12 protein-coding genes are annotated in these 12,776 nt (G+C 34.7%); 3 read left to right on the top strand and 9 right to left on the bottom strand.

Annotated features, from left to right (window positions below):
- Window positions 1-17: 17 nt before the first annotated feature.
- The 9 genes from BN3656_RS12975 to mobC form a co-directional block, all read right to left on the bottom strand.
- Window positions 18-554, bottom strand: coding sequence for a DUF4097 family beta strand repeat-containing protein (locus BN3656_RS12975; protein WP_278245874.1), 537 nt, complete (start codon window positions 552-554; stop codon window positions 18-20).
- Between the two features lie 858 nt (window positions 555-1,412).
- Window positions 1,413-2,306, bottom strand: coding sequence for a class A beta-lactamase (gene bla / locus BN3656_RS12970; protein ID WP_002575559.1), 894 nt, complete (start codon window positions 2,304-2,306; stop codon window positions 1,413-1,415).
- A 1,357-nt stretch (window positions 2,307-3,663) separates the two neighbouring features.
- On the bottom strand, window positions 3,664-5,460 hold the full coding sequence (locus tag BN3656_RS12965) for a BlaR1 family beta-lactam sensor/signal transducer (RefSeq protein ID WP_002575561.1): 1,797 nt from the start codon (window positions 5,458-5,460) through the stop codon (window positions 3,664-3,666).
- Between the two features lies 1 nt (window position 5,461).
- Window positions 5,462-5,617 carry a BlaI/MecI/CopY family transcriptional regulator gene (locus BN3656_RS16475; RefSeq protein WP_143331362.1) on the bottom strand — a complete coding sequence of 52 codons (156 nt, stop codon included), beginning with the start codon at window positions 5,615-5,617 and terminating at the stop codon, window positions 5,462-5,464.
- 511 nt (window positions 5,618-6,128) lie between these two features.
- Window positions 6,129-7,925, bottom strand: a complete 1,797-nt coding sequence (locus BN3656_RS12955; protein ID WP_066548918.1) for a BlaR1 family beta-lactam sensor/signal transducer — start codon at window positions 7,923-7,925, stop codon at window positions 6,129-6,131.
- A 1-nt stretch (window position 7,926) separates the two neighbouring features.
- A complete protein-coding gene (locus BN3656_RS12950; RefSeq protein WP_066548916.1) occupies window positions 7,927-8,313 on the bottom strand; it encodes a BlaI/MecI/CopY family transcriptional regulator in 387 nt (128 codons plus the stop codon).
- A 211-nt stretch (window positions 8,314-8,524) separates the two neighbouring features.
- Window positions 8,525-8,872, bottom strand: coding sequence for a helix-turn-helix transcriptional regulator (locus BN3656_RS12945; RefSeq protein WP_066548915.1), 348 nt, complete (start codon window positions 8,870-8,872; stop codon window positions 8,525-8,527).
- 221 nt (window positions 8,873-9,093) lie between these two features.
- The gene (locus BN3656_RS12940; protein ID WP_066548914.1) at window positions 9,094-10,497 is read right to left on the bottom strand and encodes a relaxase/mobilization nuclease domain-containing protein; all 1,404 of its coding nucleotides are present in this window, start codon (window positions 10,495-10,497) and stop codon (window positions 9,094-9,096) included.
- Window positions 10,446-10,787: a plasmid mobilization relaxosome protein MobC gene (gene mobC, locus BN3656_RS12935; RefSeq protein WP_066548912.1), complete on the bottom strand. Its 342-nt coding sequence runs from the start codon at window positions 10,785-10,787 to the stop codon at window positions 10,446-10,448. Before mobC ends, BN3656_RS12940 begins: the two co-directional genes overlap by 52 nt.
- A 649-nt stretch (window positions 10,788-11,436) precedes the next feature.
- Here mobC and BN3656_RS12925 point away from each other — a divergent pair.
- The 3 genes from BN3656_RS12925 to BN3656_RS12910 all read left to right on the top strand — a co-directional run bounded on the left by BN3656_RS12925 (window position 11,437) and on the right by BN3656_RS12910 (window position 12,769).
- Window positions 11,437-11,766: an HTH domain-containing protein gene (locus BN3656_RS12925; protein ID WP_066548907.1), complete on the top strand. Its 330-nt coding sequence runs from the start codon at window positions 11,437-11,439 to the stop codon at window positions 11,764-11,766.
- A gap of 533 nt (window positions 11,767-12,299) precedes the next feature.
- A complete protein-coding gene (locus tag BN3656_RS12915) occupies window positions 12,300-12,479 on the top strand; it encodes a DUF6462 family protein (protein WP_096807433.1) in 180 nt (59 codons plus the stop codon).
- A 95-nt stretch (window positions 12,480-12,574) separates the two neighbouring features.
- Window positions 12,575-12,769 carry a CopG family transcriptional regulator gene (locus BN3656_RS12910; RefSeq protein ID WP_066548902.1) on the top strand — a complete coding sequence of 65 codons (195 nt, stop codon included), beginning with the start codon at window positions 12,575-12,577 and terminating at the stop codon, window positions 12,767-12,769.
- Window positions 12,770-12,776: the final 7 nt, after the last annotated feature.

Raw genomic sequence — 12,776 nt, 5'->3', positions numbered from 1 at the left:
TCTTTATATTTTTTTATTTATACCACAAACGTAACATCAACATCACCGTTATTGCAAAGTACTTTTAGTGTTTTTTTACCAATATCTTTATGTTTTGGCAAACTGCTATCACCTTTTTTGACTTCTGATTGAATGACGAAATCCTCATACCTGCCTCCAATCATGCCAGAAATATCCCCATTTTTAACGGTCAAAGTCAAGGTATTTCCTACATCTAAGCTCTCAAAAGTGATGTTTCCGTCGTTAGTCGAAATATCAATGCTTCCCGTAACAGCCAATACTGGAAGTGATATATCTTCATTTGTCGTAGATAGCGTAACAGTATCCAGAAGTGTAGTCGGCATTTGTAATACGATTTTCCGATCTTTGGTAGAGGGTTTTCCCCCGATATAATCCGTCCATTCTTTGTTGTTGGCATTTACCATAGTCAGCACATTTCCATCGGAAACAGAAATATCATAATACTCTTTGCTGTTTTCAGAATATTGGATATGCACCTGTTCGTCGTCAGATAGTGTTACTTCAATTTCTCTGTCCCTCACATCAAGATTTATTTCGTTGACCTTTGTATCCGGCGTAAAACTTTTTTTCTCAAAAGGTTCGCTTTTCCCGAGCAGCCCGCCAAAACAAAGCTACTCATTACAAAACAAAAAGCAAGTGCAAATATTTTTTTCATAGTCATTCCTCCATATTTGATAGATTAGATTTATATTTCTAATTTGTAGTAATATCCAGCTTTATCAATTTCTCCGGTTGAATAAAAAACATAAAAAACGAAAGAAAGATAAAGTTTTTTTGCATTTTAATTGGTGTTATCTATTATCACTATCACTTTTTTAACGACTTGAATTTTTAGACCTCTTAAAATGTGTTTAAAGGCTTTTTCATCAAACCTATTATGCCGAAATCTGTCGTCAAACAAGGTGGAATATTTGAATGCGACCTATAGAAAGCTAAATAAGCAAAGGAGTGTACTTCAAATCAATACTGCCTTGCTAAAGATACTATATTGCTTTACTTTCGAAGCAAGCAAAAGGTAAACTAATACCATTCGGAACTGAGCGCAGAACTATGATAAACTGAGTATTATATATGAAATAGGATTTCAGAGTAAATCAATATCTTGGTTAAAATGTTTGAAAAGCCGCCTGTTATCGATACCCGTTAGATAGATAGTATTTATAACATAAGGTTCAAATCTCTAATTTTAAGTATTCCAAATTGTTATAGAAGCATCCTTATTTATAGACTTTTCTACATATCCTTACAAAAAAGGTGAAATGCTTGAATTCAAGTATTTCACCTATATCGTCATAGAAGAATCTTATCTATGGTTCTTTTTGAGAGTTTCTAAGATAAAACTTTTGTAATTGTATTTTGGTATATTAATTTATTTTTGAGTGAATCAATTTTTATGATATTAAATCAAAGATGATTTTTGTGGCATCTGCTATCAGTTTATTGTCATATTCTGCATCTTGTTCTGCTTTTTTTGAAAGTACAGCTACAAATATAGGTTTTTTATTTGGGGGTGTTACAATAGCGATATCATTTCGTGTTCCGTAAGAACCAGCACCACTTTTATCTGCCACAATCCAATCACTTGGTACACCAGCGCGAATTAATTCATCACCAGTTGCATTATTTGACATCCAATCTATAAAAATCTCTTTTTTATCATCTGACAATATATCTCCAGTTGCATATTCTTTTAAATTTAAAGCCAATTGTTTAGGAGTACTAGTATCTCTTATATCGCCAGGTACAGCATCATTCAATTCAGTTTCTATTCTAGAAGGCTCACTTACAGTATCACCAATTTTACTTAATGATTGTTTAAAACCATTAGGTCCATCAAGAAGAGTAAATTGTAGATTTCCAGCAGTATTATCGCTTTGTCTAACTGCAGCATCACATATTTCTCTAATAGTCATTCCAGTATCTACTTTATCTTTTGCAACTGGTGCATAAGATAAAACATCTTCTTCTTCAAAATATATTACATTATCAAGTTCTTCAATAGAGTATTTTTCTAAAATGGCACCGGCAGCTAAAGCTTTATATGTTGAACAGTATGCAAATCTTTCATCTGCATTATAAGAAATTTCTTTATTAGTTTCTGTATCAAGTGCATAAATTCCTAATGTAGCATCATATTTTTCTTCCAGTTCTTGAAATAGAAAATCATAATCTGCATTAACATTTTCATTGCCATCAGAAATGTTTTCTTGATTATTACTACATCCAACAGATAATAATATGACAAAGATCATTAAAATACTTATGGTAATTTTGTTGTGTTTCATAACTTTATCCTCCTAAAATATAGATTATACATAGAATTTTGAATTTTTGAAGCATTTATATCATTTCATATAGCTAACTTATGCATTTGTAATATATTATCTCCACCTTTCAAGTTTTTCATTGCAAATCCATAATAAAATAGTAGTATTTACATTTTAAAGGATATGAGAGTTGTATTTGTCACAATATATAATTCTTTATTTAGGTTAAATTTAGTAAACCATTCATTTTAGTTGTGCTTACGAACTATAATCCAACATAGTTTATCTTTTCTCAACATATTTGTATTAAGATTTTGAAAATGTTTTGTCACCTCTCTTTATAAATAAAATGAATTCTATATGTATTTGTCAATATAAAATTTTAGTTGAGAAAATATAGCAATAAGTCTATTGTGTGAAGCACGCTTTAAATATTACAATAGTAATATTTAAAAGTCAAGCAAAATTTAAAATAATTTTTCCTATTGTATCTGAGCATAAAAAGTGAACTGAACCAATAAAAACGGACAATGACAAAAAGCCCCCTTATTTAAAATAATAGAATCACATAAGGAGCCTGTGGTTTCAACAAAAAACACTTGATTATATGAGCAGGTTTTGTTATAGCAAAAAGTAAATACACGCATATCAAATAATTGAACCAAAGCTGATTGCTATGTGTAAAGTAGGAAAAACCAATCCGTAAGCTTGTAAAATACTTTTAATTAGAGATTCGACAAATTGAAAACTGAATCAATTACTATAATCGGGAATAGACTCGTCTTATTGCTGGGCTTCTGCTAAAATACAGAGGACGTCCTAAAAAACAGACAGAACCAGCTAGTATCAGAGAATATCAGTAAGAAATTGAGTGCCTGAAGATGAAAAATGAACTTTTACGGAATTTTCTGCGATTAGAAGAACGGATGTGAGAGTACAGGTGCAATATGAGGTTATATACAGACACAGAGTATGCGATACATTATCAATGATGTATCATTTCTTTTAGGTATCTTGCTGTGGATATTATGATTTTCGAAAACAATCATGCAATTTATGAAGAAATATGGATAGAAAGTTGCTGACACAGAAAATGGGTAATAGATATTTCTTATATGTATATATAACAGGATATTTTATATCTGTTAGTCATTTTTTATAACCATAAGTATGTCCAGTTAAAAACAGGAGTGGCATTGCCACTCCTGTTTTTAACTCAAATATTATTATCTTAACAAGAATGTTTTTTATATGCTGTCCACACAATATGGGTAGTTTATCTTTTTGTGTACCATCCTTTTATCAATTTAAAGAATTGTGTTGAACTAAACTGATTGAGTTATGTTGTTTTTTCCTATCTATATGATTGTTACTTTTATAATTTATAAATATTCATATCAGATAATATAGAAAGTGTAATTTCAGATGCAATACTGCCAGTTGCATTATCTATAGCTTGAATATTTGTTGCAAAAAAATATGTATGATTTTTAGATTCCACGAAACCTATAAACCAACCGTTTACATTTTTTTCTTCAATACATCCAGTACCAGTTTTACCATAAATTGTGCAATTAACATCTGAAAATAGCTGGATACTTTCTTTTGTAGTTTGAATGTTTTCTGGCGTAAATCCAAAATCATTAAAGTATAATGACGTTAAAAGTTCTACCTGTTCTATAGGAGAGATTTTTAAGGAGGATTCCATCCAATATGAAGAAAGTTCTCCATTTATGTTTTGATTTCCATATCCAATTTGTTCAATATAAGATTGCAAATTAGATTTACCTAACTTTGCATCCAAAGCTTGAAAATACCAAGTAACAGAAGAATTCATTGCAGAAAACAGAGTTTGGTCTTCATTCCATGATTCAAATGGATAATTCTGTTGAGGACAGGAAATAAAAGAATTTTCTGAAGTAATAATATTTTCTTCTAAAGCAAATAGAGCATCATATATTTTATAAGTAGAGTTGGGAGATATTCGTATAGTTGCCTGTTCTATATCGTATATATTCCAATTATCTTTCTGTAAATCGTAAAGCACAAAACTTCCTTTGTACCCATCAAAATATGATGAGAGATCTACAAGCGTAATCTTTTTTGAGGAAGTATCCCAAGTATAGCATTCCTCCGATGCATATGTGGACAACATAGGAGAGCAACCAAAAAGTAAAATAGCTGTCATTAAAAAAGCAATCAATCCTTTTATTCGTTTCCAATAGGTAGGATTTTCATAAGAAGCAATGTTAAGAATACGGCGTTTAATTTGCTTCATATTTCCGCCAAGTCCAGCTACAAATGGAAATGGAGTGGTAGAAATTTTTTCAGCAAAATTAATCAATGTATTTCCATAGTTAATATAGTCCTTATATTCAAGCATTTTTAATACAGAACTATCACAAGCAATTTCCCTATCATGACACATTTCTTTTAGCGCAACCAATACAATAGGATTAAACCAATAAATAATTCTAATAAGAATCATAAAATAGTTAGTAATATTATCCCTATATTTGTAATGTTGTAACTCGTGTAGCAACATATATCGTAAATCAGAAGTATTATAATCAGAAATCAAATGTATCGGCAAATAAATGCATGGTTTCCAAATACCAACGATGATGGGAGATTTTAAAAAAGCAGTACTGTAAATGGGGATATCCTTTTTTAAATTCATCTCATCTAAACAACTATAATAAATTTTTCGTACTTCAACATTTTGCAAAGATAGAGCGGATTTTTTTAACATATGTAAGCGTAAAACTGATTTTGTAACCAAAATAATCATTGTTAGTACACCTATAATCCAAACAGCTCCTAAAATCAATCCAAATATTGATGATGTATCTTGAGTGATAGAAAGTGTAAAGTCATTCATCCAATTCATATTATTTTCAAAAATTGTTTCATTGGTTGTATGTGATACAATATCATTATTTGGTAATTCTGATTGTGGAATGTTACTAAATAACGCAAATATGGAAAAAAATTTTGTTGGCTTTGATGGTACAAAAGGGATTAACAACAATATAAATAATAAGAACCATAAATTATATTGCATACGGCTAGTTAAAATTTTTTTGAATAATTTTTTAACTACTAAAAGGATTCCAATGATACAGCTAATCCATAAATTACAAATGAGAAAGCGTATCATAAAATCACTCATATTACTTTCCTCCTTTTTGTGACATTTTTGTGAGAATGGAACGGAGTTCCTCTATTTCTGTTGTAGGTAATGCATCATCTTCGAGATAAGAGGATATCATAGCTGTTATTTTACCATTATAATAACGATTTAAAAAAGAATGACGTTTTTGTTGAATATATTCTTTTTAGTATATTTTGTATGTGTGGCTTTGGCTTATTTTCTTTGTTTTTATTTATTTCCCAAATATAATGCGGCCTTAGCCTATTTGGGTTTTTTAATTATATATACATATATTGATATTGGGGTTTTTATTTTAGGTTTTTTTATGGGAAAAATCATTGTCAAACGCAGCATTGACATTAGCTTTTTGCTGTGCCTAATATATGCACTAATTTCTTTCGGGTTGATGCTCTTGATAGGTACTCTGAAATACGTTTTTTATGATTATATGTATAGTAACTTTACGTTTACATTTTCAATCTTCATTGAATCATTAGGTGATAGAGATAGTTTGTTTGTTTCAATTGGGACATTGATATCTTTTTTTATTGGAGAAATTGTAGAATACATCAATAATAAATCTAATTCTTGACGTATAGAACTGGATAGTTGAAACGCTTTTATGCATAAAGTGAAAATAAAAAAAACGGGCAAAGGATTATAACTATGACCTTTACCCGATATTTTTATTTCCAGATATTCATGTCTGACAAGATAGACATGGTTATTTCAGTTGCGTTGCCTCCGGTAGCATCGCTGTCTGCACCAATGTTGGTAGCAAAAAAGTATGTATTATCTGCAGTTTCGATATAGCCTATAAACCAACCGTTCACATCTTGTCCGTTTACTCGTCCGGTTCCGGTCTTTCCGTAGAATGTTCCGGCATCGGAAGAGGAAAGGCAGATGGCATCTTTTACTGCATTGATATTTTCAGGGGCGAAGCCAAGGCTGTTATTCTGCAGCCTGGTTAGAAGTTCGACCTGCTCTATTGGGGAAATCTTCAAGGAAGATTCCATCCAATAAGTGGAGAAATCACCGCTCATGTTCTTATTTCCATATCCGATTTCCTTGATATAATCGTAAACGGAAGTAGTACCAAGTTGTTCGTCCACTGATTGGAAGTACCAGTTCACAGATGAAGCCATAGCAGACTGCAAGGTCTGATCAGCGTTCCATGCTTCAAACGGGTAGTTTTCTCCATTCCATGCAATAAAAGAATCCTGTGGTGTAATGACACCTTCTTCCAATCCAAATAAAGCATCATATATCTTGTAAGTGGAATCCGGTGCAACTCGTAGCGTAGCATGTTCTATATCATGTATGCTCCAGACATCATTTCTAAGATCGTATAAAACAAAGCTTCCTTCGTATTTTCCAAAGTATTTAGAAAAATCTACATATGAAATATTTTCTGAGGAAGATTCCCATTGGTAGCGACTTTCGTCCGCTGCATATGTAGAAATAAAAGGTGTAAGTCCCATTATTAGAACTGTGGTCAGTATAAAAGCAGTCATGCCTTTTAATTTCTTGCAAAACGTTGGTTTCTCATAAGAGGCAATGTTGATAATGCGACGCTTCATTTGTTTCATGTTTCCGCTAAGGTTGGCGGCAAAAGGAAAAGGAGAAAAGGAGACCTTTTCTATAAAGTTAATCAGCGTATTTCCGTAATTCTCATAATCGTCCTCTTCAAGCATTTTTAGAACAGAAGTGTCACAGGCAACTTCTCTGTCGTTACGCATTTCTCTTAGTGCAAACCAGACAAAGGGGTTAAACCAATAAAGCACTCCGGCAAAGTTCATAAGATAATTGGCAATGGCATCCTTATGTCTGTAGTGTTGTAGTTCATGCAATAGCATATATCTCATATCAGATTCATGATAATCTGAGATTAAATGAATTGGCAGATAAATACATGGCTTCAAAAATCCTACGATAATAGGGGATTTCAAAAAAGCGGTACTGTACACAGGAATATTCCTTATTATTTTCATCTCATTCAAGCATCTGTTATACAGTCTGCGAACTTTCGGATTCTGAAGGGGAAGTGCAGATCTCTTTATAGTGCGTAAACGAAGAGAAGATTTGATTACCAATATCATCATCATAAGCATTCCCACAATCCATATACTCAATAAAATGTACCCGGTAACGGATGATGTGTCATGGTTTACAGAAAGGGCAAAGTCATTCATCCAATTTGTAGTACCGGATAAATCGGTATTCATAACATTATTTGTACCAACATCTGCATGAGAAGTGGTGGAGTTTTGTACGCTACTGAGCCATGAGAAAATTTGCGGGAAACAAACTGGACGGAAGGGTATAAAAGGTACTGCTAAAAGTCCGAGTAACAGCAACCACAGATTATACTGCATCCGGCTGGACAAGTTGTTTCTGAATACCCATTTGGCTATCAAAAGAATTCCGATGATACCGCTGATCAATACATTGCATAATAAAAAGCGTATCATGAAATTAGCCATGTTAATCGCCTCCTTTTTTTCCTCTCTTGGATAGAAGAGAGCGAAGCGTTTCTATTTCTGGTTCTGTCAGTTTGTCATTTTCTATGTATGCAGATAACATAGCTGTAATATCCCCGTCATAATAACGATTAAGAAAGGAATTACTTTCTTGGCAAATATATTCACTTTCTTTTACTAATGGAGTATAAACGAAAACACGACTTTGTTTTTCATAAGTGAGTGCACCTTTAGTAACAAGACGTTTAATAAGTGTTTGTATCGTTTTAGGACTCCAGTTTGTGGACTGCAGTAATTTTTCTGTTATTTCATTGGTGTTAATTGGAGCATGTTTCCATACGATTTTCATAACTTCATATTCAGCTTCGGAAATCTGCGGCAAGTCACTCATTTAAAATCCCTCCTAAAATCTTACGGTTGTAATAAAAATATTATAAGTTCTATTTTTTCTGCTGTCAATTCAAACAAACAGGTTGGTTTAAAATCTTACTTGTGTAATAATTAAAATATTACACAAGTAAGATTTGAGAGAGGAGAAAAATATAAGCAAAAATAATTGAAAATAAGAAAACCAATAGCTTCGAATAGATTCTATTGGTTTATCAAAGAGTAGGATTATCTTGTTTTCGCAGTAATTCAAGCAGATAGCGAACCATGGGTAACAAATCATTAGCTTCATGTTCTGTGCAATCACTTAATAAGGTAAAGAGCTTCTGAAGGTTTGGTTTTTGCTCGCTATTATCCGGATAGAATATCCTATCGGCTGGTATTTTCAGGTATGTAATTAATGGATATAGTACCTCGAATTTAGGATTTCCACGTCCGGCTTCTATGTTTAATATGGTACGTTGATCAAGATTAAGAATTTCTGCCAGCTTTTCCTGTGAAAGACCGAGTTCTGTGCGGTATTCACGTACTGCGTTGGCAAGATTTTGTTTTATATCCTGCATTGTAATTCACCTCGATTGTAGTTTACATTACACATCGGCAGGAGTGAATTGCGTTAGAATACATGACAGATATGGAGTACAGTACATGGTGGAACGAAAGTGGAAAATACGAAAAAACGGAATATTAGTAGAAAAAGCAGCAAGAGTTTACTACACACATCAAGGTGTATCGCAGCGAAGTGAAAAACTTCAATGCGATACATCTTTTTTGATGGAAAAAATCAGAGAGTAGTTTGGTTCTTTTCTGTTTTCCTGTCGCTAATCTTCTGAACTGACGAATTACGGGTAAGATATTGATTCAGATTATCTAATTTTCTGTTGAGAGCATTGATTTCTTTCTCAGCAGATTTATAGGTTTTCTGTAAGGTTCCTTTCTTCAAATACAAAGATTTGTATTCGTTACGGAGCTTTTCAATATCTAGAGTTTTAGGGTTCACTCCAAGGCGTTTCAACATATTTTTTGCACCGTCATGGAGTAGAAGTTCTGTTTCGTGACTTCGCAGGTAAGCATCCGGATTTTTGGATTTTTGGTACCGGACCTGATAGATATGATTGGTCTGATATTGCTCAGCATATTTTAATATCTGCCCTAAATCCTTTAATTGATGCTCGGTTTCCACAAGACTGTTTCGTGCAGTTTTGGCAAGAACCGACTTAGCTGCAAGCTGTTTTTCCAACTCGGCAATGGAGCCTGTTTCACTGTAACTGCTGGCAGCAATTTTAAGGTTTTGGATGTCCGCCCAGTGCTTCAGACCAGGACTTTGTTCAAACTTTTCTTCCGATGTGTCAATGAGCTTTTTGGAAGAATAATCTTTGACAAGCTGCTTCTTTTTTGTAGGAAATGGAATACGCTTTTTAGGCTGTATCAATGCCTTTTCTTCGATCCGTTCCTTAATTCGTTCTTTGGTGTATTCCGAACCTAAAGAGTTGGCTCTGCCACGGATAAAATGCTCACAGTCAAGTGGTCGGAATGAGATATATTTTAAAGATTTTGCATCAAAGGTTTCGCCTTTTATCTCATATCCTTTGGCACGGATAAGGTCAAGAAAGTCCTCATAAGTATCAGCAGTTTGGATGGCTTCGTCAATGTCATTATTGAGCCTGGTTTTCCATGAGGAATTGCTTTTATTGGAGAGCCATTCCTTGTATGTTTTTCCACGCTGGTCAGTTGGTGGCAGAACGGATAACTGATACTCGGAACACAGCTCATCATTCATATGCCGGATGTGATAGTAGGTCTTTTTACAGTCATGGTATTTCTCATGATTGATGTTATCTGCAGCACAGAAAATGATGTGGTTATGAACGTGTCCTTTGTCAATGTGGGTAGCCACAATGTAAGAGTATTTTCCTTCCAGAAGTTTATCGGCAAGCTCTATGCCGATTTGATGAGCTTCCTTATAAGATACTTCTCCGGGCATAAATGCCTGTATCAGATGAAATGCTTTGTTTGGGTCTACCTGATTGGTTTTTGACAGGGCAAACTTGAAATCAAAAGCAGCAGTTTCCGGACTGCATCCAAAGGAAGAAATGAGGATGCTTTCATCTGTCTTTGCTGGGTTGCAGATGTAATCTACTGCTTTATTGACGGTTGCTTGGATAGCATGGATTTTTGTGATTGCCATACCTGTTTCATCAGCTCCTTTACTTCTTTTACATCGGCTTCATAGACGTTGCCCGTGGCGTTCATACGCTTGGCAATCTGGTTTAAATTGTTCCCGATGCGAGAGAGGATTGTGTTGTATTCCCGTAGGTGTTCGTAGTTTACATCATAGACATATCCGTACAAAATCAGATGCCGGATAAAGGCGGATTTGCTTTTCATATTGGAGGCTTTCCACTTCTGTTCTAGGATGTACTGTTCATCATCGCTCAGATATATTTTCAATTCATTTTGTCTTTCTCTTTTTGCCATTGCTTTGCCCTTTCCCTTTCTTATTTATGAAGAAAATTTTGTGATATGCCGTATCCGGCGGTGTGGTTTTTGAACGTAAAAATTCAGAAATTCCCGTGGAGTAATTGCTGGGTTTTGGAGTGCAAAGGGGGTCAGGGGGATATGCCCCATGCAAGCCAATTTTTTCAAGTTTCTACTTGGAAGAAACTTGGGGAAATGGTGCCTGTGAGGGAACACAGGCAGTGCTTGCTATCTTTGGCAAATTGCCCGAAGGGAATTTGCGAGTTTTAGGCTGCATAGGCAGCCTGTCCAAAACTCATACGAGCGTTACCGCCCATTTATGGACAGCGTCCGGCTGTTCAGTTCCGTAGAACGGCATAGGTAATAAAAAAACTGCCACAGCTCACAGCAGGCATCAGATGCCCGTGAAGCTCCATAGCAGTTTGTGTGTCTTTTTATGAATTTGTGATTTTATCCATAAAAGATTTTAGCAACCAGAAGCTGCAAAGTCAATAAGAGGAAACAGGAGAGAAAAGAGTATTTATTTTGGAATAAGATGAGTTGATTGTGTCAAAAGCGGTTGCGGGAAAAAGCGTGTTTTAATATGAAAGGTTTTTTCCGGTTCGTTTTTTACAATGAGATTGGAGAATTTACAGAAAGGAGGTAAAGCATGAATACAGCAGATCGAAGAGCTGAAATAATAAATATTCTGCTTGTCAGACGTCGCATTACGGCGAAAGAACTGGCAGACGAATTTAATGTTACGGTTCGCACAATACAAAATGATATTCAGGCTTTATCTCTTGGTTTTCCAATCTATACGAAACAGGGAGGCGATGGAGGAATTTTTGTGGGAGAGAATTATAAGCCGTACATGAATACGCTGACTACTCTTGAACTGAAAGTTTTGCAGGAAATGTATGAACTGGCAGAGGGGATACATAAGAAAGTTTTATTTCAGGTTATCTGCAAGTATGGACCCGATAGGCTGGAACTCTAATCTTGTCATTCCGCTAAAGCACATAATTTTTACAACACCGTTCATAGCAGACGGGAGTGTGCTTATGTGCTTTTTGGGCTGATAAGTCCAGAGTTGATTTTATCCAAAATGCAGGCAGGAGCCTGAGAATGTACCTTGACAATTTCATATAAAAATGCGTACAGGACGTGTGGAATATGTGGAGCCACTATGCGGACACGCCAAGAGATACCTGCTTTCTTTTATAAGAGAAGGTTCATACGAAGGAATACTGAAATCTGGTATTGAAGTTAAGGTAAGTAGCGAGGGATGTCTGGCAAAATGTGCAGCAGTTGCACGGGGCAAAGATACATATTTTTGATAATGATACTTCCGGAGAAATCCGGTCAATATGGATGACGGTGCAAGACCGATGTGGGCAGAGTAATGACCTGTCACCTGTATGGATTTTTTTGTTATCTGTTGATGAGAGATAGGAGCATGGGTTCCTGTTTGTCATGGGCAGATAAAGTGCTGCCTATTTTATTAGGAAAGAGGTGATAGTTGTGGAGCGAATGAAAAATGGAAAGAGGTTTGTTCGCTACAAAGAGGGAGCAGAAATGTATAGTATGTGCCAGAGCAAGTTTGAGCAGATGGCAAAGGATGCAAAGGCAATCTATAAGGTAGACAAGCTGGTGCTTGTAAATTGCGATATTTTTGAGGAATATTTGGAAACATTCAGATTGTATGTGTGATGATTTTTATTCAAGGGATTTTGCAGTAGAAAACACTTGACTTTTCGTATACGAAAAGTATAATGGTATATAGAAGTGATTGGAGGTGCATACGGATGGCTAAAATGGGTAGACCAAAATCTGATGCCCCAAAGCTGAATACATTAAGTGTAAGGGTAACAGATAGCGAGCTGCAAAAGCTAAAGGAATATGCGGACAGTCACGGAATGACCATAACTCAATTATTGCATACAGGTGTTGATTTATTACTTAGGACACCGGATGCAGAGGTGCAAAATCTCTTTCCTTGAAGAAAGG

Source organism: Clostridium sp. AT4 (assembly GCF_001517625.2).
Taxonomy (GTDB): domain Bacteria; phylum Bacillota; class Clostridia; order Lachnospirales; family Lachnospiraceae; genus Enterocloster.
This window is presented reverse-complemented; position numbering and strand designations above follow the sequence as displayed.